The following is a 23,214-nucleotide window of genomic DNA, read 5'->3' on the forward strand; positions in this document are numbered from 1 at the left end:
CAGCCGGAGAAAGCTGACGGCAACGCGGTTCGTATCCGGATGCATTTTCACCTGATCGAGGAGGAATTGGCACATGCATATGAATGGCGTCGGCTGGATCGCAGCCATCATCGTCGGCGGCTTGGCGGGTTGGCTGGCCGAGATGGTCATGAAGAGCAACACCGGTATCTTCATGAACATCATCATGGGGATCGTCGGTGCCATAGTGCTGAACGCGATCCTGCAGGCCCTCAACATCCAGTCATTCGGCGTCGGCTGGGTCGCCTATCTGATCACCGGCTTCATCGGCGCCTGCCTGCTGATCTTCGTCGGACGTCTGGTGCGTCGCTGACCCAAAGCCACAGTATGCGAAAATGGCCGTGGCGGCATGCGCTGCCGCGGCCTTTTTCTTTGTCCCGAAAAGTCCTAGATGACGCAAGACAGGTGGCTAGCGAAATCGCGGCCGCGAAGGGTTTGAGATGGTCACAGTCGTAGACACGATCGCCAACCGGCCGCGCCCGCGGCATCCCGAGAAGGCGCACCGGCCCGACCAGGAGGTGCTGCGCAAGCCCGACTGGATCCGCGTCAAAGCGCCGGTTTCCAAGGGCTATGCCGAAACGCGCGAGATCGTGAAGTCGCACAAGCTGGTGACGGTGTGCGAGGAGGCCGGCTGCCCGAATATCGGCGAATGCTGGGACAAGAAGCACGCCACCTTCATGATCATGGGCGAGATCTGCACGCGCGCCTGCGCCTTCTGCAATGTCGCGACCGGCATCCCGACCGCGCTCGATCCGGATGAGCCGGCGCGCGTGGCGCATGCCGTCGAGCAGATGGGGTTGAGCCATGTCGTCATCACCTCCGTCGACCGCGACGATCTTGACGACGGCGGCGCGCAGCATTTCGCCGAAGTCATCCGCGCCATTCGCGCGGCAACGCCTTCGACGACGATCGAGATCCTGACGCCCGACTTCCTGCGCAAGGACGGCGCGCTGGAGATCGTCGTCGCCGCCAAGCCCGACGTCTTCAACCACAATCTCGAAACCGTGCCTTCGAATTACCTGACGGTCCGTCCCGGCGCGCGTTATTTCCACTCGATCCGGCTTTTGCAGCGGGTCAAGGAACTCGACCCGTCGATCTTCACCAAATCCGGCATCATGGTCGGCCTCGGCGAGGAGCGGAACGAGGTGCTGCAGTTGATGGACGATCTGCGCTCGGCCAATGTCGACTTCATGACCATCGGCCAGTATCTGCAGCCTTCCAAGAAGCACCACCCGGTGATCCGCTTCATCCCGCCGGACGAGTTCAAATCCTATGAGACGATCGGCAAGACGAAGGGTTTTCTCCTCATGGCGTCGAGCCCGCTGACCCGCTCCTCGCACCATGCCGGCGAGGATTTCGCCAGGCTGCGCGCGGCGCGCGAGGCGCAGCTCGCGAAGGCCAGCTGACCTTCAATGCCGAAATTCGAGGCGACACGCCGCGTCGCGCATACGCCCGACGAGATGTTCGCGCTGGTGGCGGACATCGAGGCTTACCCGCAATTCCTGCCGCTCTGCGAATCCCTCACCGTGCGCTCGCGCAAGGAGCGTGACGGCCGCACCATCCTGGTTGCCGACATGAGCATCGGCTACAAGGCGATCCGCGAGACCTTTACGACCCAGGTGCTGCTGAAGCCCGACGAGAAAGCGATCGACGTCAAATACATAGACGGCCCGTTCAAATATCTCAGCAATATCTGGCGCTTCGATCCCGCGGCCAGCGGCTGCGAGGTGCATTTCTTCATCGACTACGAGTTCAAGAGCCGCATACTCGGCGCGGTGATGGGCACGATGTTCGACCGCGCCTTCCGCATGTTCTCGGAAGCCTTCGAGAAACGGGCAAACGTCATTTACGGTGTAAAGCCCGCCTAACGTTCGCCCAGCACCCGCAAGCCGAGTTGCAGCGCGTGCCTCACCGTCTCGTGCCGGATGAATTCGCGGCCCTTGTGGCCGAACAGCTGCCGCTCAGCGATTACCGGTTGTCCGGCAAGCGCTATCCCGAACCAGACAAGACCGACCGGCTTGTCGGCCGAGCCGCCGCTGGGGCCGGCAATGCCGGTGACGGCGAGCGACAGGCTCGCTAGCGAGTGCGTCAGCGCCCCCGCCGCCATCTCCAGCACCGTCTCGCGCGAGACCGCGCCATGTGCGTCGAGCGTGGCGGCGGAGACGCCGAGCATCTCCATCTTGGCTTCGTTGGAATAAGTGACAAAGCCGCGATCGACCACGGCGGAAGACCCGGCGATATCGGTGAGCGCCGCGATGATCAGGCCGCCGGTGCAGCTTTCGGCCGTCGCCAACATGATGCCGCGCTGCTGGCAGGCCTGGAGCAGGGCATTTGCGAGTTCGGCGTTGCTCATGCCGGCACCTCGCCCGGATAGACGACGCTGGCGGTGGCGATCGCGGCGATACCTTCGCCGCGCCCGACAAAGCCGAGCTTCTCGTTGGTTGTCGCCTTGATCGAAATGCGCTCGGGCGCGATGCCGAGCATGGCTGCGAGCGCTTGCGTCATCGCCGCGCGATGCGGCCCGACGCGCGGCGCCTCGCAGATTAGCGTGATGTCGGCATTGGCGATACGGCCGCCGCGCTCGCGCACCAGCTTCGCCGCGTGCTCGACGAAGATCTTCGAGGCAGCACCCTTCCATTGCGGATCGGACGGTGGGAAATGCGTGCCGATATCGCCGGCGCCGCAGGTGGCGAGCAGCGCATCGGTCAGCGCATGCAGCCCGACATCGGCGTCCGAATGCCCGGAGAGTTTGCGATCATATGGAATGGCGACGCCGCAGAGCGTTACATGGTCGCCGGGCTCAAACGCGTGCACGTCATAGCCGTTGCCGGTGCGAATATCCGGGAAGCGCTGCTGCGCGCTCGAAAGCCGCTGGTCGGCCAATGCGATGTCCCTTGCCCAGGTGAGTTTGACATTGTCCGGCGATCCGGGAACGATCTTGACCGGTATCTGTGCCCATTCGGCGATCGCCGCGTCGTCGGTGAACTCCGTCTTGCCCAGATGATGCGCCTTCTCATGCGCGGCGAGCAGCGGCCAGAACGGAAAGCCCTGCGGCGTCTGCGCGGCATGAAGGCCGGCTCTCGATACCGTCTCGTCGATCATGCCGGCGGCCGATTCCCGCTTCAGCGTGTCGGCGACAGGCAGCGCCGGCAACGCGCCCTGGCGCTCGCCGATGGCTTCGATGGTGCGGTCGATCAGCCCGGCGTCGACGAAGGGTCGCACGGCGTCATGCACCAGCACTTTTGCCGGTGCCTGGTCCCTCAGCGCCAGGAGGCCGAGCCGGACGGACGCCTGGCGCGAAGGGCCGCCGATCACGGCGACAAGACGGTCGCCATGCGTTTCGGCCGCGCGTTCGAAGAGTTCGGCATCGTCGGCATGGATGGCCACGACCACGGGACCGATCATCGGATGGGAGAGGAAGACATCCAGCGTATGCGCGATAACGGCACGGCCGCCGATGCGCTGATATTGCTTCGGACCGTCCGCCTGTCCGGCGCGCGCGCCACGGCCGGCGGCAACGATCACCACCCCGATCCCGCCGTTCAGGCCTGTCGCTTGCTTTTCACTTGCCTCGCTCATTCCGATCGGTCCTAGTCGGGGTGATGGCCGAAGGCCAGCTTTTTCCAAAATGCGCCTTAATGTGACGTCATTGCGCGTTGCACAATGCCACACTTCTGGCTAGAGAATGTGCAACGATCGAGCATGCTTGGTTTTTGTGCATGGCTGAACTGACCACATTGGCATCGCCTCTTGATGTCGGCGGCGTGAAAATCCGTAATCGGGTTTTCCTGGCGCCGATGTCGGGCATCACCGACGAGCCGTTCCGGCAGCGCGCACACGCGCATGGCGCGGGATTGGTCGTTTCGGAAATGGTGGCGAGCGGCGAACTGGCCAAGGGCAGGGCAGGCTGCGACCTTCGCATCCGTCATTCCGGTCTGCCGGTGCATATGGTGCAGCTTGCCGGCCGCGAGGCCGCGCACATGGCTGAGGGCGCGCGAATCGCGACGGGCGAGGGCGCCGATATCATCGACATCAATATGGGCTGCCCGGCGAAGAAGGTGACCGGCGGCTATGCCGGCTCGGCGCTGATGCGCGACCTCGACCATGCGCTGTCGCTAATCGAGGCGGTGGTCGGCGCCGTTTCGGTGCCGGTGACCGTCAAAATGCGGCTCGGCTGGGACGAAAGCGCGCTCAACGCGCCGATGCTGGCGCGCCGCGCCGAACAGGCCGGCGTCAGCATGGTGACCGTGCATGGCCGCACGCGCTGCCAGTTCTATCAGGGCAAGGCCGACTGGCGCGCCATCGCCCGCGTCAAGCAAGCCGTCTCGATCCCGGTCGTGGCCAATGGCGATGTCGGCTCGCCGGAAGAGGCGGCGACAATCCTCGAACAGTCCGGCGCCGACGCGGTGATGATCGGTCGCGCGCATTACGGCGCGCCGTGGATTGCAGGAAGCATCGCCTCAATTGCCGGTGGTGTATCTGCGCCCGGCATTCCGCACGCGCCGCAGGCGCTCGCCGAATACGTCACCTTGCATTACGAGGACATGCTCTCGCTCTACGGCATAGAAAGCGGGCTGCGTCAGGCGCGCAAGCATCTCGGCTGGTATCTCGACCGTCACGCTGCCGATGTCTCAGCCGAGCAGCGCAAAGCCATTCTCACGTCCTTCAAGCCGGGTGAAGTCGTGGCCGAATTGTGCCGTGTCTTCGCCGACGGCGCGCACCCGGACAGCCTGCGGAGCGCGGCATGAAGGCGGACGTGCCACAGCAGGCCGATATGGCGGATGCCGCCAATATCGTGCTCAACACCATCCGCCGCCCGGTGATCATGGTCGATCCCGACGGCTTCATCACATTCGCCAACGCCGATGCCGAGGACTTCTTCCGCTCCAGCGCGAATATGCTCGCGCGCAACACGCTCTCCAAGCTGGTGCCCTTCGGCAGCCCGTTGCTGACGCTGGTCGACCAAGTGCGCGAACGCCGCGCGCCGGTCAACGAATACCGCGTCGACGTCTCGTCGCCGCGCCTCGGCATCGAAAAGATGGTCGATCTCTACGTCGCGCCGGTGCCGGAATTTCCGGGCGCGGTCGTCGTCATGTTCCAGGAACGCTCGATGGCCGACAAGATCGACCGCCAGATGACGCATCGCGGTGCGGCGCGCTCCGTCACCGGTCTTGCCGCGATGCTGGCGCATGAGATTAAGAACCCGCTCTCCGGCATTCGCGGCGCCGCCCAGTTGCTCGAGCTTTCCGCCTCCGATGAAGATCGCGCGCTGACCCGCCTGATCACCGACGAGACCGACCGCATCGTCTCACTGGTCGACCGCATGGAAGTGTTCTCCGATGAGCGGCCGATCGAGCGCTATCCGGTCAACATCCATGTCGTGCTCGACCATGTGAAGGCGATTGCCAAGAACGGTTTTGCAAGACGGATCAAGATTTTGGAGGAATATGATCCATCATTGCCTCCAGTCTTCGCCAACCGCGATCAGCTGATCCAGGTCTTTCTCAATCTGGTCAAGAACGCTGCCGAGGCGATCGGCGCCGACCCGCAGGGCGAGATCGTGCTGTCGACGGCCTTCCGCCCAGGCATCCGCGTCTCGGTGCCCGGAACGCAGGACCGAGTGTCGTTGCCGCTGGAATTCTGCGTGCATGACAACGGTCCCGGCGTTTCCGAGGACATCCTGCCGATCCTGTTCGATCCGTTCATCACCACCAAGCCGAACGGCTCCGGACTTGGCCTTGCGCTGGTCGCCAAGATCGTCGGCGAGCATGGCGGCATCATCGAATGCGATTCGACGCCGCGCGGGACGACGTTTCGCATCCTGCTTCCAGCCTGGAAGGAGGCCGCACCAAGCGCCGGCGATGAAGCTGAAGGAGACCGCACATGACCGCTCGCGGCAATATTCTCGTCGCCGATGACGATGCGGCCATCCGCACCGTGCTCAACCAGGCGCTGTCACGCGTCGGCCACGAGGTGCGCGTGACCTCCAATGCCTCGACGCTGTGGCGTTGGGTTGCGGCGGGCGAGGGCGATCTCGTCATCACCGACGTGGTGATGCCCGACGAAAACGCCTTCGACATGCTGCCGCGCATCAAGAAGGCGCGGCCCGAGCTGCCGGTCATCGTCATGAGCGCCCAGAACACGTTCATGACCGCCATCCGCGCCTCCGAGACCGGCGCCTACGAATATCTGCCGAAGCCGTTCGACCTGACGGAGCTGCTCAACATCGTCAGCCGGGCGCTGGCCGAGCCGAAGCGGCCGAAGCTCGATGGCCGCGCGGAAGACCAGCCGGAGACGATGCCGCTGGTCGGCCGATCCGCCGCCATGCAGGACATCTACCGCATGCTGGCGCGCATGATGCAGACCGACCTCACGGTCATGATCAGCGGCGAGTCCGGCACCGGCAAGGAGCTGGTGGCGCGCGCGCTGCACGAATATGGCCGCCGTCGCGGGGGCCCGTTCGTGGCCATCAACATGGCGGCGATCCCGCGCGACCTGATCGAATCGGAATTGTTCGGCCACGAGAAGGGCGCCTTCACCGGGGCACAGAACCGCTCCAGCGGCCGGTTCGAACAGGCCGAGGGCGGCACGCTGTTCCTCGACGAGATCGGCGACATGCCGATGGAAGCGCAGACCCGGCTGCTGCGCGTGCTGCAGCAGGGCGAATACACCACTGTCGGCGGCCGCACGCCGATCAAGACCGACGTCCGTATCGTCGCGGCCACAAACAAGGACCTGCGCACGCTCATCAACCAGGGCCTGTTCCGCGAGGACCTGTTCTATCGTCTCAACGTCGTGCCGCTCAGGCTGCCGGCGCTGCGCGAGCGTTCCGAGGACATTCCCGACCTGGTGCGGCATTTCTTCAAGCAGGGCGCCAGCGAGGGCCTGCAGACCAAGCGCATATCCTCCGGCGGCATCGAGCTTATGAAACGCTATCCCTGGCCGGGCAATGTGCGCGAGCTTGAAAACCTGGTGCGCCGGCTGGCCGCCCTCTACTCGCAGGACGAGATTTCATCGGAAATCATAGAATCGGAGCTGAAAACCGGCGAAAGGCCGGTCGTGCCGGACGGCGGCGCGCTCATCCCCGACGATCTGTCGATCGGCCAGGCTGTCGAGCATTTCCTGCAGCGCTACTTCGCCTCCTTCGCCGGCGAATTGCCGCCGGCCGGGCTCTACCAGCGTATTCTTGCCGAGGTCGAGTATCCGCTGGTGCTGGCTTCGATGACGGCGACGCGCGGCAACCAGATCAAGGCGGCGGAGCTTTTGGGGCTCAACCGCAACACGCTGCGCAAGAAGATCCGCGAGCTCGGCGTCAACGTCTACAAATCAGCCAGGCAGCCGTAACGTCACCTCGTCCCGTCGGTGAATTTTGTCTGGGAAAGATTATCTTCCCGGCCACACTTGTTGCATAATCGCCACAATGCGTTGCATACATCCGACGCGATGACCGACTCTGTACCGCGACATGGCAGCTGAGGCTCCGACCCTGACCCAACCGCTTTTCAACCAGACCGGCACGCGTGACGGGCGACGGTTGCTGGCGTTGCCCGGCGTGGTCGCCATTGCCGGCGCGGTGATCACGGCGGCCATATCGTTTGCGATCCTGGTCGGCGCAACGCCGATCGCGCCGACCGCTGACGCGACCTGGGCCCTGATCGCGGCCAATGCCGTCTTTGTGCTGTTCCTCATCGCCTTGATCGCCCGCGAGGTGCGTCGCATCGTTCTGGCACGGCGCCACGGCAGGGCTGCCTCGCGGCTGCATGTGCGCATCGTCGCCATGTTCGCACTGGTTGCCGCCATTCCGGCCATCATGGTGGCGATCATCGCCTCGATCACGCTCGACATCGGCCTCGACCGCTGGTTCGAAATCCGCACCAAGACGATCGTCAACTCGTCGCTGTCGATCGCCGACGCCTATGTGCAGGAGAACGCGCGTAACCTGCAGGGCACGACATTGTCGATGGCATACGATCTCGATGCCTCGCGCACGCTTTACGGTCTCGACAAGGGCGGGTTCCTCGATCTGTTGAACAAGGAGGCCGTCGGGCGCGGCCTGGCGCATGCGGCCCTTATCAAGCCGGACGGCTCGTTCGTCATGAACGCCAAGACCGACGCCGACTTCCCCATGCCCGAGCCGCCCTCGGGCGCTGTCGACACCGCGGCCGAGGGCAAGCCGGTGCTGATAGAACCGCGCACCCGCAACATCATGGGCGCCATTATCAAGCTGCGCGAGATCGAAGGGCTTTACCTCTACACGATCCGGCTGGTTGATCCCGACGTGATCAAGGCGCGCCAGATCGTCAGGGGCAACACCGACGAATACCGTAATCTGCAGGACAATCGCCGGACTTCGCAGGTCGCCTTCGCTTTGCCTTATCTGTCGCTCACGCTGATCATCACGCTCTCGGCGATCTGGACTGGCATCGCGGTCGCCGACCGGATCGTGCGGCCGATCCGCCAGCTGATCGGCGCCGCCGACGAGGTGGCGACCGGCAATCTCGATGTCGCCGTTCCGGTACGCCAGTCCGATGGCGACGTCGCCTCGCTCGGCGAGACCTTCAACAACATGATCCTGGAGCTCAAGTCGCAACGCAACGAGCTGCTCTCGGCCAAGGATCTGATCGACGAGCGCCGGCGTTTCTCCGAGGCGGTGCTGGCCGGCGTCACCGCCGGCGTCATCGGTGTCGACCCCTACGGCATCATCACCATCGTCAATCGCTCGGCCGAGACCATGCTGACGATTTCGGCGAATGCGACGCTCGGCCAGAACCTTTCGACGGTCCTGCCGCTTGTCGGTCGCGTGTTCGAGATCGGGCGACAGTCCGGCAAGCCGGTCTATCGCGAGCAGGTGACCTTCTTCCGCACCGGTCTGGAGCGCACCTTCAATGTCCAGGTCACGGTCGAATCCGGCGACGACGGCGAGGAAGAGAAATCCTATGTGGTGACGGTCGACGACATCACCGATCTCGTCCAGGCGCAGCGTTCGTCGGCCTGGGCCGATGTGGCGCGGCGCATCGCGCATGAGATCAAGAACCCGCTGACGCCAATCCAGCTTTCGGCCGAGCGCATCAGGCGCCGCTACGGCAAGGTCATCACCGAGGACCGCGAGGTCTTCGACCAGTGCACCGATACCATCATCCGCCAAGTTGAGGACATCGGCCGCATGGTCGACGAATTCTCGGCCTTCGCCCGCATGCCGAAGCCGGAGATGAAGGCGATCGACCTTCGCGAGTCGTTGCGCGAGGCGTCCTTCCTGGTCGAGGTCAGCCGCTCGGACATTGCCTTCCAGCGCGATTTCGGCAGTGAGCCGTTGAAAGGCACTTTCGACAGCCGCCTGATGGCTCAGGCCTTCGGCAACGTCATCAAGAACGCGGCCGAGGCGATCGACGGACTTGATGCGCAGGACCGTTCGGGCGGCACAATCCGGATTCAGGCTGGACGGCAAGATGGCGCCATACGAATCGACGTTATCGATAACGGCAAGGGGCTGCCGCGCGAGAATCGTCAAAGGCTTCTCGAGCCCTATATGACGACGCGCGAGAAGGGCACCGGGCTTGGCCTCGCTATCGTCAAAAAGATCGTGGAGGACCATGGCGGCCGTCTCGAATTGCACGACGCGCCAGCGGATTTTCATGGCGGCCGGGGCGCGATGATCTCGATCATCCTGCCCCCGGCCACGATCGTAGCCGCGCCGCCACGCGGTGAAGGTCGAAGCGAACACGAACGAGAAACTGAAAAGGTCGGTAATGGCGTCTGACATTCTCATCGTCGATGACGAGGAAGACATCCGCGAACTTGTCGCCGGTATATTGAGCGACGAGGGTCACGAAACCCGCACGGCCCATGATGCCGACAGCGCGCTTGCGGCGATAGCCGATCGCGCGCCGCGGCTGATTTTCCTCGATATCTGGCTGCAGGGCTCGCGCCTCGATGGCCTGGCGCTGCTCGACGAGATCAAGACCATGCATCCGAACATGCCGGTGGTCATGATCTCCGGCCACGGCAACATCGAAACGGCGGTATCGGCCATCCGGCGCGGCGCGTATGATTTCATCGAGAAGCCGTTCAAGGCCGATCGCCTCATCCTGATCGCCGAGCGCGCCCTGGAAACGTCCAAGCTGCGACGCGAGGTCTCCGACCTCAAGCAGCGCAGCGGCGAGACTTTCGACCTGATCGGCATGTCGTCGGCGATGAGCCAGCTGCGGCAGACCATCGAGCGCGTCGCGCCGACCAACAGCCGCGTCATGATCATCGGCCCCTCCGGCTCAGGCAAGGAACTGACGGCGCGGGCCATCCACACGCTGTCGTCGCGCAAGTCCGGTCCGTTCGTCACGCTGAGCGCGGCCACCATCACGCCCGAGCGCATGGAGATCGAGCTGTTCGGTACCGAATCGAACGGCACCGAGCGCAAGGTCGGCGCGCTGGAGGAGGCGCATCGCGGCATCCTCTACATCGACGAAGTCGCCGATATGCCGCGCGAAACGCAAAACAAGATCCTGCGCGTGCTGGTCGAGCAGCAATTCGAGCGGGTAGGCGGCACCAAGCGCGTCAAGGTCGATGTCCGCATCATTTCCTCGACCTCGCAGAACCTCGAAGCAATGATCGCCGACGGCCGCTTCCGCGAGGATCTTTACCATCGCCTGGCGGTGGTTCCGGTCATAGTGCCGGGGCTCGCTGAGCGGCGCGAGGACATTCCCTACCTCGTCGACAACTTCATGAAGCAGATTGCGCGCCAGGCCGGCATAAGGCCGCGCCGCATCGGCGACGATGCGCTGGCCGTGCTGCAGGCGCACAACTGGCCGGGCAATGTTCGCCAATTGCGCAACAATGTCGAGCGGCTGATGATCCTGGCGCGCGGCGAAGACGCCGATGCGCCGATCACCGCCGACCTTCTGCCGTCCGAGATCGGCGACGTCATGCCGCGCACGCCCAACCAGTCGGACCAGCACATCATGGCGCTGCCGCTGCGCGAGGCCCGCGAGCAATTCGAGAAGGATTATCTGATCGCCCAGATCAACCGCTTCGGCGGCAATATCTCGAAGACCGCCGAGTTCATCGGCATGGAACGATCGGCACTCCACCGCAAGCTGAAGTCGCTGGGTGTGTAGCGAGCCCTTGGCCCACGCGATTGTTCGTTACGGCAGGGGCGGAATCGCCTAAGAAAGCCGGACATTTTCCCTGAGGATGCCCATGCCGCGCATTGCCTATGTCAACGGGCGCTATGTCGTCCATGCTCAAGCCAGCGTCCATATCGAGGATCGCGGCTACCAGTTCGCGGACGGCGTCTATGAGGTTTGCGAAGTGGCGCGCGGCCATATCGTCGACATGCCGCGCCACCTTGCCAGGCTCAAGCGCTCGCTGAAGGAACTGTCGATCGCCTGGCCAGTCTCGGAAAGCGTCTTGCCGATGCTGCTGCGCGAGGTGGTCAATCGCAACGGCGTGGTCGACGGCCTTGTCTATGTGCAGGTGACGCGCGGCGTCGCCAGCCGCGAGTTCGTGTTTCCGCCCGCGGGCACAAGGCCTTCCCTGGTCATAACCGCCAGGAAAGCCGATCCGGCCGCGAGCGCGAAGCGGGTGGAGACCGGCATCAAGGTCATCACCGTCCCGGAGAATCGCTGGGACCGCGTCGACATCAAGAGCACCGGCCTCTTGCCTAATGTGCTCGCCAAGCAGAAGGCCAAGGAAGCCGGCGCGCAGGAAGCGTGGTTCGTCGACACCGACGGCAACGTCAAGGAAGGCGGCTCGTCCAACGCCTGGATCGTCACCCGGGACGGCGTCCTCGTGACCCGGCCGGCCGAGCACGGCATCCTGCGCGGCATCACCCGCACGACGCTTTTCGATGTCGCCGCCAAGCTTGGCCTCAAGATCGAGGAACGCGGGTTTTCGGTCGCCGAAGCCAAGGCGGCAAGGGAAGCATTCATCAGTTCGGCGACCACAATCGCCATGCCGGTCGTCGAAATCGACGGGGCGCCGATCGCAAATGGCCATCCCGGTTCGATGACACTTTCGTTGCGGCAGGCCTTTTTTCACGTTGCGGAAAAAAGTCCAGCCTGATAACCGCACAACTGGAAGTAACCTCAACTATCTCATTCTGCTTGCCATTGTGTCGGCAAGAGGGGGTTTGCGCGCTTGACAGGTGCCTCGTAATTTGGCGCATTGGCCCGTAAACCGAAGGGGATCGGCGAAAGACAAGAAAAATGGCGGAACGATCGCAAAACCTTCAGGACCTGTTCCTGAATTCAGTTCGCAAGAGCAAAAATCCACTTACCATCTTCCTCATCAACGGTGTGAAGCTGACTGGCGTCGTCACTTCGTTCGACAATTTTTGTGTGTTGTTGCGGCGCGACGGGCACTCCCAGCTCGTCTACAAGCACGCTATTTCCACGATCATGCCGAGCCAGCCGGTTCAGATGTTCGATGGCGAGGAAAGCCAGGGCGCCTGATTGGCACGTGATAAGGACGCGGACCGCAGCGTTCGCGGAAAACAAGGACATCAACTCGGGCCGGAATCCAAGGATCCGACCCGCGCAGTGGTCATTGTGCCGGTGCTTACCCGCCAGCCGCGCGACGATGAGTCGAGCCGTCCGCGCCTGAGCCGTTCGGCGGATGCACGCCACGACGAAGCGGTCGGACTTGCCAGCGCCATTGACCTCAACCCGGTTCACACCGCGGTGGTGACGGTTGCCGATCCGCGGCCGGCCACGCTGCTCGGCAGCGGCAAGGTTGCTGAATTTGCTGAAATCGTGAAGGAGCGCAAGGCGGAGCTGGTCATCGTCGACCATCCGCTGACGCCGGTACAGCAGCGCAATCTCGAAAAGGAACTGAACGCCAAGGTGCTCGATCGCACCGGGCTCATCCTCGAGATCTTCGGCGAGCGGGCGCGCACCAAGGAAGGCACGCTGCAGGTCGAGCTTGCGCATCTTAACTACCAGAAGGGTCGTCTGGTGCGAAGCTGGACCCACCTCGAGCGGCAGCGCGGCGGCGCCGGCTTCCTCGGCGGTCCGGGCGAAACCCAGATCGAATCCGACAGGCGCATCCTGCAGGACAAGATCACCAAGCTGAAGCACGAGCTGGAGACGGTTCGGCGCACGCGCGACCTGCACCGCGCCAAGCGCAAGAAGGTGCCGTTCCCGGTAGTGGCGATCGTCGGCTACACCAATGCCGGCAAGTCGACGCTGTTCAACCGGCTGACCGGAGCAGGGGTGCTGGCCGAGGACATGCTGTTCGCAACGCTCGATCCGACGCTGCGGCGCGTGCGGCTACCGCACGGCACGCCGGTTATCCTGTCGGACACGGTGGGTTTTATTTCCGACCTGCCGACGCATCTGGTGGCGGCCTTCCGGGCAACGCTGGAAGAAGTCGTCGAGGCGGATCTGGTGCTGCATCTGCGCGACATCTCCGATCCGGACACCGCCGCCCAGGCCGAGGACGTCGAACGCATCCTCGGCGATCTCGGCGTCGACGCTGCCGATGCGAACCGCGTGATCGAGGTCTGGAACAAGGTCGACCTGCTCGACGAAGGCAATCGCGAGCGACTGCTTGCCGAGAGCGCCAGCGGCAAGGCGCCGCCGATCTCTATATCGGCCGTCACCGGCGAAGGAATCGACGCGCTGAAAGCGCTCATCGAGACGCGCGTGTCGGGCGAGCTGGAAAGGATGACGGTGACGTTGAGCCCCGCCCAGCTTGGCCAGGTCGACTGGCTCTACCGCAACGGCGACGTCATTTCGCGCACCGACAATGAAGACGGCAGCGTCACGCTCTCGCTGACAGCCACGCACAGCGCCAGGCAAGAGATAGAGAACCGCCTGCATCGCAGGAGCGGCAGCTAACCGGCTGTTTATTTGGTGCTTTTGGCCTGCTGCCAGAGCGCTTCCATCTCGTCGAGCGTTGCCTTCTCCAGCGACTTGCCCGAGGCCTCCAGAGCCTGCTCGACATAATGGAAGCGCGAACGGAACTTTTCGTTGGTACCGCTGAGCGCGGCTTCGGAATCGAGCTTGAGGTGGCGGCCGAGATTGACGATAGCAAACAGCATGTCGCCGAACTCGTCCTTGATGGGAGCCGCGTCACCGGTGGCGAGCGCCTCGCGCAATTCCCCGATCTCTTCCTCTATCTTGTCGAGGATGGGAGCTGCCTCGCTCCAGTCGAAGCCGACGCGTGCCGCCTTTTCCTGCAGTTTCAGGGCACGCGTCAGGGCAGGGAGCGCGACCGGCACGCTGTCGAGATAGCCCCTGCCGTGATCCTCCGGGTCGAGACCACGGGCGATGCGGGCATCGCGCTTCTCGGTTTTTTCAACCGCCTTGATCTTCTCCCACATGCCCTTGGCCATGCCAGCGCTGCGCGCCTTCTCGTCGCCGAAGACGTGCGGATGGCGGCGGATCATCTTGGTGGTGATGGCCTCGACGACATCGCCGAAAGCGAACTCGCCGATCTCCTCAGCCATCTGCGCGTGATAGACGACCTGCAGCAGCAGGTCGCCCAGTTCCTCGCGCAGATCGTCGAGATCGCCGCGCGCGATCGCATCGGCCACTTCATAGGCTTCCTCGATCGTGTAGGGCGCGATGGTAGCGAAATTCTGCTCGATATCCCAAGGGCAGCCGGTCTTCGGCGCCCGCAGCGCCGCCATGATCTCGATCAGCCGGGAAATGTCCTTGGAGGGCTTCATGATTTGAGCCTATCCCGCGGCCAGCGTCCGACCAATCCTGGCCGGACACCGAAACGAGTTGTCCACAGCCTCAGTCGAGCACCGAGACGATCGCCTTGGCGAGATCGTCCATGCCGTCCTCCGGCAGGCCGGCCACGTTGATGCGGCTGTCGCCGACCATATAGACGCCGTGCTCGGCACGCAGGCGTTCGACCTGCGCCTCGGTCAACCCAAGCCTCGAAAACATGCCACGATGGCTGGCGACGAAATCGAAGCGGTCGGAATTGGACTGCCGGCGCAACGCCTCGGCAAAAGCGACGCGCAGCCTGAGCATGCGCAGCCGCATCTCCTCGAGCTCCGTCTCCCAGTCCTTCCTCAGGGCGGCGTCTTCGAGCACCATGCGCACCGCCGCCGCGCCGTGATCCGGCGGCATCGAATAAAGCGCGCGCGCGGCCGCCAGCATCTGGCTCATCGCCACGTCGGCCTGGGCGCCATCCTTGGCCATGATCATCGCCGCGCCCACGCGGTCGCGATATACGGCAAAATTCTTCGAGCAGCTCGAGGCGACGACCATTTCCGGCACCTTGCCGGCAAGCAGCCGCAGGCCGGCGGCGTCGGCATCGAGGCCTTCGCCAAAACCCTGATAGGCAATGTCGACGAAAGGCAGCAAGCCGCGATCCAGCAGCACGTCGGCGACCTTGGCCCACTGCGCGATATCGAGATTGGCGCCGGTCGGGTTGTGACAGCAGCCATGCAGGAGCACGACATCGCCGCTGTTGGCAACTTTTAGCGCCGCCAGCATCTCGTCGAAGCGGACAGCGCCCGATGCGGCATCGAAATAGGGATAGTCGCGAACCTGCAGACCAGCGGCGCGCATCACCGGCAGATGGTTCGGCCAGGTCGGATCGGACAGCCAAACCGTCGCGCCGGGGCGCGTGCGCTGCACAAGCTCGGCCACCAGCCTGAGCGCGCCCGATCCGCCCGGCGCCTGTGCCGCGCGGATACGCGAATGGTCGGCCCTCTCGCCAAAGGCGAGCTTGATCATGGCGGCGTTGAAGCCGGTGTCGCCGGCAAGGCCGAGATAGGTTTTGGTGTCCTGGCTCGCCAGCAGCCGCTTCTCGGCCTCGCCCACGGCGCGCATCACCGGCGTCTTGCCGTCGATGTCCTTGTAGACGCCGACGCCGAGGTCGACTTTGCCGGGCCGTGGATCGTTGCGATAGAGGCCGATCAGGGCAAGGATTTTGTCGGCCGGCGCGGGCTGCAGGGTCTCGAACATCGAAAAGGACTCCAATGGCGGCGGAGTGATACGCAAATCGATCCCGTCGCGCCAGCGGTTTCCGCTGTGGCGGCGACACGAAAAGAAATGCCGGGCAGGGGATTAAAACCCCTACATGCTCCGTAAACAGGGCATGAAACGGTCGATGGCACGCTTCAATATCGTCGGGCAGTTGGGTTCGCTGCGGCGCTATGCGCGCTCGCTGACGCGCGACAGCACTGAGGCCGAGGATCTCGTCCATGACGCTCTGGTGCGTGCCTATGAGCGCCGCGCGACCTTTCGGTCAAGCGGCAATCTGCGCGCCTGGCTGCTGGCGATCGTGCACAACATCTTCATCGACCGCATGCGCTCGCGCCGCTCCGAGGCGGCGCGCATCGAACAGGCGGGCCTTGTCGCCGACCAGAGCGTGCCGGCCCCGCAGGACCATTCGGTGCGCCTGTCGCAGGTCCGGGAAGCGTTTCTTTCGCTGCCGGAGGAACAGCGCTCCGCGCTGCACCTCGTCGCCATCGAAGGGCTTTCCTATCAGCAGGCCGCCGAAATCATCGGCGTGCCGCTCGGAACGCTGATGTCGCGCATCGGCCGCGCGCGTGCCGCGTTGCGCGAGATGGAAGAGGGCGCGGCGCCGAAAGCCAGGCCTCATCTCAGGATCGTGGGAGACGATCAATGACTGCTATTGTCGACCCCGTGACCGATGCCGATCTCGACGCCTATGTCGACGATCAACTGGATGTCGCCCGCCGCATCGAGGTCGAGGCGCACCTCGCCGCGCGCCCGGAAGTGGCCGCGCGCGTGATGTCCGATCTGAGGACGCGCGACGAGCTGCGCGTCGCGCTTGCCGGCCCTGTCGGCAGGGCGCGTCCGGCCACGACAGAAGCGGCGCGCCGGCTGGAAAGAGGCCTTGCCAGGGGACGCATGCTTGCCGTGCTGCAGCGTGCGGCGGCCGCGGCCGTCCTGGTCGCGGCAGGCTGGCTTGCCAACGGCGCCTTCGGGCCGATCGCCGTGACCAAGGTGGTCGCCTCGACGCAGCCGCCGGCCTATGTCGAGGATGCGGTCCGGGCGCACAGGACGACCTTGGTGCGCGAGACGATGCCGTCGCAGCAAGAGGCTCCGGGCTACGATCCCGACGAGATTCGCGCCGCCACCGCGATCGTCATGCCGTCGCTGCCTGACGACTGGAAGATTCGCGACGTCCAGGTCTATCCCTCGCAATTCGGGCCGAGCGTCGAGGTAGCGGTCGAGACCAAGGACCTCGGTCTTGTCTCGTTGTTCGCCATCAGGCCGGGCAGGTTCGATGTGGTGAAGCCGACGATCGCGCCCTCCGACGACATCTCAACCGCGTATTTCCAGATCGGCGAGGTCGCCTATGCGGTGGTCGGACGCGGCGACGCCGGCAGCCTTGACCGTGCCGCCGAGAAACTTGCCAGAACTCTCTACTGAAAACAAACCCTCTACCGAGAACCAAGGAGAAACCGAATGAACAGCCCCAATCTGGGATACCGAATGGGCACCGGCGTCCAGGCCGGAGCCGTCTATGACGAGGGCCTGCGCAAGCACATGCTGCGCGTCTACAATTATATGGGCCTCGGTCTCGTCGTTACCGGCCTCGTCGCCTTCTTCGTGGCCTCGACGCCGGCGCTTTACGTACCGATCTTCTCCAGCCCGCTGAAATGGGTGGTGATGCTGGCGCCGCTCGCCTTCGTCATGCTGTTCTCGTTCAGGATGCAGACCATGTCGGCCGCGAGCGCGCAGGCGATGTTCTGGGCGTTCTGCGCCGTCATGGGCCTGTCGCTCGCCTCGGTGTTCCTGGTCTTCACCTCGACCAGCATCGCGCGCACCTTCTTCATCGCCGCCACGATGTTCGGCGCCACCAGCCTCTACGGCTACACGACCAGGCGCGACCTGACGCAGTTCTCGTCCTTCCTGATTATGGGCCTGATCGGCGTGGTCATCGCCAGCCTGGTCAACCTGTTCCTCGGCTCGACCGCGCTGCAGTTCGCCATCTCGGTGATCGGCATCGCCGTCTTCATCGGCCTGACCGCCTGGGACACGCAGACGATCAAGGAGCAATATGCCGAGAACTTCGATGCGGAATCGCAGCAGAAGCTTGCCGTCTTCGGCGCCTTCTCGCTCTATCTGAACTTCATCAACATCTTCCAGCTGCTGCTGAATTTCACCGGAGAGCGCGAATAGGCCGGACCGCAGCAGGCAACACTGCTGACCTCGCCACGGCCGGAGGGAAACCTCCGGCCACTTTTTTGTCGACTGCGCACCAAGCGTTGACGACCAAGGGGCGATCTGTCTGCCGCGCTTGAGTTCACGCGCGGCCTTTTGCTAGCCTGCCGGCCAAACCTGCCAGCCGCGAGGACGCAATGGACCAGCTGACGCTTCACGCTGACGGCATTTCGGCGACCATCGTCGGGCAGGGGGCCGAACTGGTCTCGCTGTGCGATGGCGAAGGCACCGAGCTTCTGTGGCAGGCAGGCCCCGCCTGGCGTCGTCATTCGCCCGTGCTGTTCCCAATCGTCGGCCGGCTCAAAGGCGATCAGCTGCGGCATCGCGGGCAAATCTATCCGATGACGCAGCACGGCTTTGCCCGCGACCGGCGCTTTGCCTGGGCGGAGCAGGGGCCGGCCTCCTGCACATTGGTCCTGACGGACGACGCCGAGACGCGAACGCACTATCCCTTCGCCTTTCGTCTCGCCATCAGCTACGAGTTGAAACCACGGCAACTCGGCGTGACCTTCGAGATCGCCAATACCGGCGACGAGCCTCTGCCGGCCTCGATCGGCGCGCATCCGGCGTTCAACTGGCCGCTGCTCCCGGAGCTGCCGAAGGAAGCCTATCGGGTGACCTTCGCCGAAAATGAGCCGGCGCCGATCCGCCGCCTGAAGGACGGCCTGTTGTTGCCGGCGCCGCAGCCGACGCCCATCGAGGGCAGGACGCTGCCGCTATCCGAAAGACTGTTCGACGACGATGCCGTCATCCTCGACAAGCCGGTGAGCAAGAGCGTGCGCTACGCCGCCGGCCGCGGGCCGGCGATCGAGATGTCGTGGCAGGGATTCAATGAGCTGGGCATCTGGTCCAAGCCCGGCGGCGCGCCCTTCCTGTGCATCGAGCCCTGGCACGGCATCGCCAGCGCCATCAATTTCGACGGCGAATTCGCCGACAAGCCGGGCGTCATGCTGATCGAGCCGGCCGGCCGGCGCGTGCTGAGTTACCGGATCGGCCTCAGCCGGGAACCGTAGGGCATGGCATGCGCCATCAAGACCCAAATCCAGGACCCAGCGGCGGAGAGATTCGTGTTCGCCGCCCAGAAAACCATGTATGGCGGCAAGCGCATCGCCGAGGGCGACGTCATCTTCCTGTTCGCCAGCGAGAACGAAGGCGGGCAGGGGCTTGTCGCGCGCGGCATCGTGACGTCCTCCGAGGCCACCCCGAGACGCCCCGATCTCGAACGGCAGACGCCGCGCCTCAACGTTGCCGTCCGCCGCACCGCCTTGGCGACGAGACATTTGGGTCGCAATGAGCTCAAGCGCTTCAAGGATTGGAAGGACGGCCGGCCCGAGACCGAGCTCAACTTCAAATTCTACCACCAGGCGACCAACAAGATCGTCGGCATCTCGGACGTGACGGCGGCGTTTCTGAACAGCTTTTTCTAGACCACCCGATCGGATCTCAGCCGGTCTGCCGGACAATGGCGCCGATCGCGTTGACAACAAGACGCGACGCGGTGATGGCCGACAGACCGTCAATGTCGGCGGGAGGATAAAGCTCGACAAGGTCGAATCCCGCAATCCTCGCCCGCTTGCCGAGGCCTGCGATCAGGTCGATCGCCTGCGTGTAGGTGAGGCCGCCGGGCGTGCGCGCGGCCACGCCCGGCATGATGCCGGGATCGAGGCCATCGCAGTCAAGGGTGACGACAACCCGCGCTCCGTCAGGTATATGCTTGAGAGCAGCTTCCACGCCCAGGGCATGTACCTCGCGCGCGGTTACGAAGCGGCTGCCGTAGCGCCGCGCCGCTTCGATTTCGGCGAGGTGGGCGCTGCCGACGCTGCGCAGCCCGACCTGCACGATGCCGGCAACATGCAGCATCTCGCTCGCCCGCCGCATCGGGCTCGAATAGCCGTAGCGTTCGCCATGCACCTCGTCGCGCCAGTCGATATGGGCGTCGATCTGCAGGATCCAGATTGGCCCGTGATCAGCAAAGCCGGCCAGGAACGGAATGACGACGGAATCGTCGCCGCCAAGCAGGATCGGCACCGCCGGCAGTACCAGCACCTCGCGCGTCTTCGCCTCGATACGGGCCCGGTTGCCGGCGTTGTCATGCATGGTGGTCGCGATGTCGCCGCTATCGATGCAGCAGACCGGTCCGCCATGGAACAGCGGGCCGCCGAGGTCGAAATCCCAGTGCTCCACCAGCGGAATGTCATCTTGGCTTGCGGCTCGGATGGCGCCGGCGGCCGAGGCATGGCCGCTGCTGTCCTGGCCGCGATAGGTGCTTCCATGACCCGCCCCGAAGATCACGGCTCGCGGCATGCGCCCGTCGGCGAGGCGATCGGGAAAGCCGAGAAAGGAAGGCGAAGCGGTCATTTTCTGGAGGCTTTCATTGTTGCGCCGCGGCGCTATGGCAGCTTGGGGCAGGTAATTGCTTCGGCCTGGAGTTTTGCGGCACCTCGCACAACATCAAGCCACGCACCAAATCAATCTCTTTCAGCGGATCGCCGCCGTCGATGAAAAGCCTGCCATGCGGCTGCAGCGCCGCCTTGATCCGCGTCAGGGCCGCACGGTTGGCCTCGGGGTGACGCCCGTCGAGCGCGCCGACCCGCATGGCGAAGGCGATGTCAAAAAGAGCCTCGTCAGCATTCAATGCGAAGTCTTCGATTGCCGCATGCCTGAAATCGAGGCAGCCCCAAGCCATCTCATCAGCCGATCGCGCCCGCGCCAATCGGATTGCCTTCTCCGAGCGGTCGATGGCCAGAATGAAGCCGCCGTCGATGCGGCGAGCGACATCGCGAGCGGCAACGCCGGGACCGCATCCGATCTCCAGAACGCGAAGTCCCGGCTTCAATGGAAGCGCTTCGACGAAGGCGGATATCCGATCTGAGATTCCGGCAGCCATGAAAATAAATTATCCAACCTGGCCTGCGCCAGGCAAGCGAGAGACGACGCCGAGCGGAAATGGACTGACAGGGCAGCAGCCAGAACTTTGATGCCGGACAATGTAGTCCTCAGGGTCGGCCGCGTTCTGGTCGGCCAGACCTCAAGGACTGTTCTATTGCCGTTGCAGGAAGTCGACCATCAACGACGCAGCTTGGTTGGCATGCGTTTCCAGCAGGAAATGAGGCCCGTCGAGAATATGTGCTTCCATCCTCGGCAGGGCCTGCATCCATGACAGCGTCTCTGTCAGGTCGAAGAACGCGTCATGCCGGCCCCACAGCATCAGGGCGCGTGGCTGCCTGCGCCGCAGATAGTCGGCAATCGCGTCGAAGCGAGCGACGTAATTGCCATAGTCCGCAATGAGCGCGCGCTGCGTCTCCATGCCTCCGGGTCGCTGCATCACGCGCCAGTCTTCCTCCCAGTTCTCGTCCGGAATTTGTGCGGCCACATCGTCGGGAACACTTGCCACATACTGGTCTCGCGTGCCCTCGAAGGTCAGATGCGCGGTGGCTTTCGCTTCGTTGTCTGGGTTCGGATTGGCCCAAAAGTCCTGCGTCGCCTTCCAGGATGGCCCCATTCCGCTCCGATGCGCGTTGGCGTTCTGGATGATCAAGCCCAACACCGCATCGGGAGCCCGCATGGCTATCCGCAGCCCGACCGGCGCGCCAAAGTCATGAAGGTAGATGTAGCGCGGCCCGACCGAGAGGTGGCTGAGCAACTCCGAGATCACATCGGCAAAACCATCAAAGGACGGCTCGGGCAAAGCATCGGACATGCCGAACCCAGGCATGTCGGGAGCAACCACATAAGCCACCTTTGACAATGCGGGAATGACGTGGCGAAAGGTCCTGGAGGAACTCGGAAAACCGTGAAGAAGCAGAAGAGCCGGTTTGGAGGGCTCTCCAGCCGTAAGGAAAGACAATTCCGTGCCGCTCGCCAACTCAAGCCGTGAAAGCATGCAAAGGTCCTCAAACCGCTCACCAGGCCAACGCGAGGTTCGGCGGTTGAGTTCCGAGCACTCGCTGCCGCAATGAGGGACGACTCCTGTTCGTACTCATCAATGCCCAACAGCTCCGTGCGGCTGGCGAGCAGGGCTGTGTGACATCACGCTGTCGGCATCTCCGTTGCCATATCGGAAAGTCGCATAAGATAGATTATGGAACTGAGGCATGGCGGGCACGTCCAGGAATTGCTGCGGCTTTCGCTGCCGGCAACAAACGCCGCAGCAGCGCTTCGACTTCGAGATCGCAGCGGAAGCTTTCGACGGACGAACTGTGGCGCCGACTGAACAGCTGTCGCTACCGCTCTGACTCGTAAGGAATTTCGATCGCCATGCCGTCATAGGCCGGCACCACGTGCTCCGGCGTCTCGGCCATCACGACGGCGTAGTCGAGCGGCACATGCATATGGGTCAGCAGGGCGTTCCTCGGCGTCAGCTTTTCGATCCACTCCAGCGCCTGGCCAAGCGACAGATGACTGGGATGGGTGTTGTACTGCAGCGCATCAATGACCAGCGTGTCGAGGCCGCGCAAACGCTCAATGGTGGCGTCCGGGAAGCCGCTGATATCAGGGCAATAGGCAAGCCCGCCGATGCGGAAGCCGAGTGAGATGATGTCGCCATGGAACTGCGGCAGCGGCTCGAGGGTGAGGGGACCCCCCTCGCCTTCGATCACGACCGGCCTGGCGTGATCGATGATGTGCGCCTTGACGATCGGCGGATAGGAACTGCCTGGCGGCGTCTCGAAGCAATAGCCGAACGCCTGGCGCAGCCGCAGCATGGTCGGCTCGTCGGCATGGATGTCGATACGATGGCGTTGCTCGAGCACATAGCCGCGCAGATCGTCGATGCCGTGGATGTGGTCGGCATGCGGATGTGTGTAGACGACCGCATCGATGCGCTTGACGGAGGCCAGCAGCATCTGCTCGCGGAAATCCGGCCCGGTGTCGATGACGACCGTGGTGCGCGCGCCGTTGGCGGCAATCCGCTCGACCAGCGCGGCCGTGCGCATGCGCCGGTTCTTCGGGTTCTTGGGGTCGCAATTGCCCCAATCACCGGTGATGCGCGGCGTGCCGGGCGATGAGCCGCAGCCAAGAACGGTAAAGCGCAGCCGGTCGCTCATGC

Annotated in this window: 24 protein-coding genes; 16 read left to right on the forward strand and 8 right to left on the reverse strand. The window is 63.9% G+C overall.

All coding sequences use genetic code 11. The features are described from left to right. The first annotated feature begins 73 nt into the window (after positions 1-73). From LB515_RS00580 to LB515_RS00590, 3 genes are all read left to right on the forward strand, one after another. On the forward strand, positions 74-331 hold the full coding sequence (locus LB515_RS00580) for a GlsB/YeaQ/YmgE family stress response membrane protein (protein ID WP_095765464.1): 258 nt from the start codon (positions 74-76) through the stop codon (positions 329-331). Between the two features lie 127 nt (positions 332-458). Beyond that, positions 459-1,424 carry a lipoyl synthase gene (gene lipA, locus LB515_RS00585; RefSeq protein WP_224706439.1) on the forward strand — a complete coding sequence of 322 codons (966 nt, stop codon included), beginning with the start codon at positions 459-461 and terminating at the stop codon, positions 1,422-1,424. Between the two features lie 6 nt (positions 1,425-1,430). Beyond that, a complete protein-coding gene (locus LB515_RS00590; protein WP_224610738.1) occupies positions 1,431-1,886 on the forward strand; it encodes a type II toxin-antitoxin system RatA family toxin in 456 nt (151 codons plus the stop codon). On the opposite strand, the gene LB515_RS00595 is transcribed toward LB515_RS00590, so the two are convergent. Both LB515_RS00595 and LB515_RS00600 read right to left on the reverse strand, forming a co-directional pair. Further along, entirely contained in the window at positions 1,883-2,371 is a 489-nt protein-coding gene (locus tag LB515_RS00595) for a CinA family protein (RefSeq protein ID WP_224610740.1), read from the reverse strand. The genes LB515_RS00590 and LB515_RS00595 overlap by 4 nt on opposite strands. Further along, entirely contained in the window at positions 2,368-3,597 is a 1,230-nt protein-coding gene (locus LB515_RS00600; RefSeq protein WP_224706440.1) for a bifunctional 2-C-methyl-D-erythritol 4-phosphate cytidylyltransferase/2-C-methyl-D-erythritol 2,4-cyclodiphosphate synthase, read from the reverse strand. Before LB515_RS00600 ends, LB515_RS00595 begins: the two co-directional genes overlap by 4 nt. A gap of 140 nt (positions 3,598-3,737) precedes the next feature. On the opposite strand from LB515_RS00600, the gene dusB reads away from it, so the two are divergent. From dusB to hflX, 8 genes are all read left to right on the forward strand, one after another. Then, positions 3,738-4,766: a tRNA dihydrouridine synthase DusB gene (dusB, locus tag LB515_RS00605; RefSeq protein ID WP_224610743.1), complete on the forward strand. Its 1,029-nt coding sequence runs from the start codon at positions 3,738-3,740 to the stop codon at positions 4,764-4,766. Next, on the forward strand, positions 4,763-5,905 hold the full coding sequence (locus tag LB515_RS00610; protein ID WP_224706441.1) for a two-component system sensor histidine kinase NtrB: 1,143 nt from the start codon (positions 4,763-4,765) through the stop codon (positions 5,903-5,905). The genes dusB and LB515_RS00610 overlap by 4 nt, the downstream gene beginning before the upstream one ends. After that, a complete protein-coding gene (ntrC, locus tag LB515_RS00615; protein ID WP_095765457.1) occupies positions 5,902-7,362 on the forward strand; it encodes a nitrogen regulation protein NR(I) in 1,461 nt (486 codons plus the stop codon). Before LB515_RS00610 ends, ntrC begins: the two co-directional genes overlap by 4 nt. A 121-nt stretch (positions 7,363-7,483) precedes the next feature. Further along, a complete protein-coding gene (locus tag LB515_RS00620; RefSeq protein WP_224604646.1) occupies positions 7,484-9,775 on the forward strand; it encodes a sensor histidine kinase NtrY-like in 2,292 nt (763 codons plus the stop codon). Beyond that, a complete protein-coding gene (locus tag LB515_RS00625; protein ID WP_095765455.1) occupies positions 9,765-11,126 on the forward strand; it encodes a sigma-54-dependent transcriptional regulator in 1,362 nt (453 codons plus the stop codon). Before LB515_RS00620 ends, LB515_RS00625 begins: the two co-directional genes overlap by 11 nt. An 82-nt stretch (positions 11,127-11,208) precedes the next feature. Then, positions 11,209-12,072 carry a D-amino-acid transaminase gene (locus LB515_RS00630; protein WP_140843390.1) on the forward strand — a complete coding sequence of 288 codons (864 nt, stop codon included), beginning with the start codon at positions 11,209-11,211 and terminating at the stop codon, positions 12,070-12,072. Between the two features lie 143 nt (positions 12,073-12,215). Next, positions 12,216-12,461 carry an RNA chaperone Hfq gene (gene hfq, locus LB515_RS00635; RefSeq protein ID WP_006202172.1) on the forward strand — a complete coding sequence of 82 codons (246 nt, stop codon included), beginning with the start codon at positions 12,216-12,218 and terminating at the stop codon, positions 12,459-12,461. Then, positions 12,462-13,847 (forward strand): GTPase HflX, encoded by a 1,386-nt coding sequence (hflX, locus tag LB515_RS00640; protein ID WP_224706442.1) that lies wholly within the window; start codon positions 12,462-12,464, stop codon positions 13,845-13,847. Between the two features lie 8 nt (positions 13,848-13,855). Here the strand turns inward: hflX and mazG are convergent, their stop codons facing one another. Together mazG and LB515_RS00650 are read right to left on the reverse strand one after the other, a co-directional pair. After that, positions 13,856-14,680 carry a nucleoside triphosphate pyrophosphohydrolase gene (mazG, locus tag LB515_RS00645; RefSeq protein ID WP_224638901.1) on the reverse strand — a complete coding sequence of 275 codons (825 nt, stop codon included), beginning with the start codon at positions 14,678-14,680 and terminating at the stop codon, positions 13,856-13,858. Positions 14,681-14,750: 70 nt separating this feature from the next. Further along, positions 14,751-15,935, reverse strand: a complete 1,185-nt coding sequence (locus LB515_RS00650; protein WP_224706443.1) for an aromatic amino acid transaminase — start codon at positions 15,933-15,935, stop codon at positions 14,751-14,753. 133 nt (positions 15,936-16,068) lie between these two features. Between LB515_RS00650 and LB515_RS00655 the strand changes: the two genes are divergently transcribed. From LB515_RS00655 to LB515_RS00675, 5 genes are all read left to right on the forward strand, one after another. Continuing rightward, positions 16,069-16,602, forward strand: a complete 534-nt coding sequence (locus LB515_RS00655; RefSeq protein WP_411969119.1) for a sigma-70 family RNA polymerase sigma factor — start codon at positions 16,069-16,071, stop codon at positions 16,600-16,602. Further along, positions 16,599-17,372, forward strand: a complete 774-nt coding sequence (locus LB515_RS00660; RefSeq protein WP_224706445.1) for an anti-sigma factor family protein — start codon at positions 16,599-16,601, stop codon at positions 17,370-17,372. The genes LB515_RS00655 and LB515_RS00660 overlap by 4 nt, the downstream gene beginning before the upstream one ends. Before the next feature lie 36 nt (positions 17,373-17,408). Next, positions 17,409-18,125 (forward strand): Bax inhibitor-1/YccA family protein, encoded by a 717-nt coding sequence (locus LB515_RS00665; protein WP_095765448.1) that lies wholly within the window; start codon positions 17,409-17,411, stop codon positions 18,123-18,125. A gap of 179 nt (positions 18,126-18,304) precedes the next feature. After that, positions 18,305-19,180 (forward strand): aldose 1-epimerase family protein, encoded by an 876-nt coding sequence (locus LB515_RS00670; protein ID WP_224706446.1) that lies wholly within the window; start codon positions 18,305-18,307, stop codon positions 19,178-19,180. 54 nt (positions 19,181-19,234) lie between these two features. After that, positions 19,235-19,594 carry a hypothetical protein gene (locus LB515_RS00675; RefSeq protein ID WP_318012599.1) on the forward strand — a complete coding sequence of 120 codons (360 nt, stop codon included), beginning with the start codon at positions 19,235-19,237 and terminating at the stop codon, positions 19,592-19,594. 16 nt (positions 19,595-19,610) lie between these two features. Here the strand turns inward: LB515_RS00675 and LB515_RS00680 are convergent, their stop codons facing one another. From LB515_RS00680 to LB515_RS00695, 4 genes are all read right to left on the reverse strand, one after another. After that, the gene (locus LB515_RS00680) at positions 19,611-20,525 is read right to left on the reverse strand and encodes an agmatinase (RefSeq protein ID WP_224706448.1); all 915 of its coding nucleotides are present in this window, start codon (positions 20,523-20,525) and stop codon (positions 19,611-19,613) included. Positions 20,526-20,538: 13 nt separating this feature from the next. Continuing rightward, positions 20,539-21,054, reverse strand: a complete 516-nt coding sequence (locus tag LB515_RS00685) for a class I SAM-dependent methyltransferase (RefSeq protein ID WP_224706449.1) — start codon at positions 21,052-21,054, stop codon at positions 20,539-20,541. A gap of 153 nt (positions 21,055-21,207) precedes the next feature. Next, on the reverse strand, positions 21,208-22,050 hold the full coding sequence (locus tag LB515_RS00690) for an alpha/beta fold hydrolase (RefSeq protein WP_224706450.1): 843 nt from the start codon (positions 22,048-22,050) through the stop codon (positions 21,208-21,210). Between the two features lie 340 nt (positions 22,051-22,390). Beyond that, a complete protein-coding gene (locus tag LB515_RS00695; protein ID WP_224706451.1) occupies positions 22,391-23,212 on the reverse strand; it encodes an MBL fold metallo-hydrolase in 822 nt (273 codons plus the stop codon). Positions 23,213-23,214 lie beyond the last annotated feature (2 nt).

This window comes from Mesorhizobium sp. CA15, from assembly GCF_020165215.1.
Lineage (GTDB): Bacteria > Pseudomonadota > Alphaproteobacteria > Rhizobiales > Rhizobiaceae > Mesorhizobium.

Excerpts from the sequence above, each read along its gene's own strand:
- LB515_RS00580 (WP_095765464.1), top strand. The coding sequence starts at position 74 with ATGCATATGAATGGCGTCGGCTGGATCGCAGCCATCATCGTCGGCGGC.
- lipA (WP_224706439.1), top strand. The coding sequence starts at position 459 with ATGGTCACAGTCGTAGACACGATCGCCAACCGGCCGCGCCCGCGGCAT.
- LB515_RS00590 (WP_224610738.1), top strand. The coding sequence starts at position 1,431 with ATGCCGAAATTCGAGGCGACACGCCGCGTCGCGCATACGCCCGACGAG.
- LB515_RS00595 (WP_224610740.1), bottom strand. The coding sequence starts at position 2,371 with ATGAGCAACGCCGAACTCGCAAATGCCCTGCTCCAGGCCTGCCAGCAG.
- LB515_RS00600 (WP_224706440.1), bottom strand. The coding sequence starts at position 3,597 with ATGAGCGAGGCAAGTGAAAAGCAAGCGACAGGCCTGAACGGCGGGATC.
- dusB (WP_224610743.1), top strand. The coding sequence starts at position 3,738 with ATGGCTGAACTGACCACATTGGCATCGCCTCTTGATGTCGGCGGCGTG.
- LB515_RS00610 (WP_224706441.1), top strand. The coding sequence starts at position 4,763 with ATGAAGGCGGACGTGCCACAGCAGGCCGATATGGCGGATGCCGCCAAT.
- ntrC (WP_095765457.1), top strand. The coding sequence starts at position 5,902 with ATGACCGCTCGCGGCAATATTCTCGTCGCCGATGACGATGCGGCCATC.
- LB515_RS00620 (WP_224604646.1), top strand. The coding sequence starts at position 7,484 with ATGGCAGCTGAGGCTCCGACCCTGACCCAACCGCTTTTCAACCAGACC.
- LB515_RS00625 (WP_095765455.1), top strand. The coding sequence starts at position 9,765 with ATGGCGTCTGACATTCTCATCGTCGATGACGAGGAAGACATCCGCGAA.
- LB515_RS00630 (WP_140843390.1), top strand. The coding sequence starts at position 11,209 with ATGCCGCGCATTGCCTATGTCAACGGGCGCTATGTCGTCCATGCTCAA.
- hfq (WP_006202172.1), top strand. The coding sequence starts at position 12,216 with ATGGCGGAACGATCGCAAAACCTTCAGGACCTGTTCCTGAATTCAGTT.
- mazG (WP_224638901.1), bottom strand. The coding sequence starts at position 14,680 with ATGAAGCCCTCCAAGGACATTTCCCGGCTGATCGAGATCATGGCGGCG.
- LB515_RS00650 (WP_224706443.1), bottom strand. The coding sequence starts at position 15,935 with ATGTTCGAGACCCTGCAGCCCGCGCCGGCCGACAAAATCCTTGCCCTG.
- LB515_RS00655 (WP_411969119.1), top strand. The coding sequence starts at position 16,069 with ATGAAACGGTCGATGGCACGCTTCAATATCGTCGGGCAGTTGGGTTCG.
- LB515_RS00660 (WP_224706445.1), top strand. The coding sequence starts at position 16,599 with ATGACTGCTATTGTCGACCCCGTGACCGATGCCGATCTCGACGCCTAT.
- LB515_RS00665 (WP_095765448.1), top strand. The coding sequence starts at position 17,409 with ATGAACAGCCCCAATCTGGGATACCGAATGGGCACCGGCGTCCAGGCC.
- LB515_RS00670 (WP_224706446.1), top strand. The coding sequence starts at position 18,305 with ATGGACCAGCTGACGCTTCACGCTGACGGCATTTCGGCGACCATCGTC.
- LB515_RS00680 (WP_224706448.1), bottom strand. The coding sequence starts at position 20,525 with ATGACCGCTTCGCCTTCCTTTCTCGGCTTTCCCGATCGCCTCGCCGAC.
- LB515_RS00685 (WP_224706449.1), bottom strand. The coding sequence starts at position 21,054 with ATGGCTGCCGGAATCTCAGATCGGATATCCGCCTTCGTCGAAGCGCTT.
- LB515_RS00690 (WP_224706450.1), bottom strand. The coding sequence starts at position 22,050 with ATGCTTTCACGGCTTGAGTTGGCGAGCGGCACGGAATTGTCTTTCCTT.
- LB515_RS00695 (WP_224706451.1), bottom strand. The coding sequence starts at position 23,212 with ATGAGCGACCGGCTGCGCTTTACCGTTCTTGGCTGCGGCTCATCGCCC.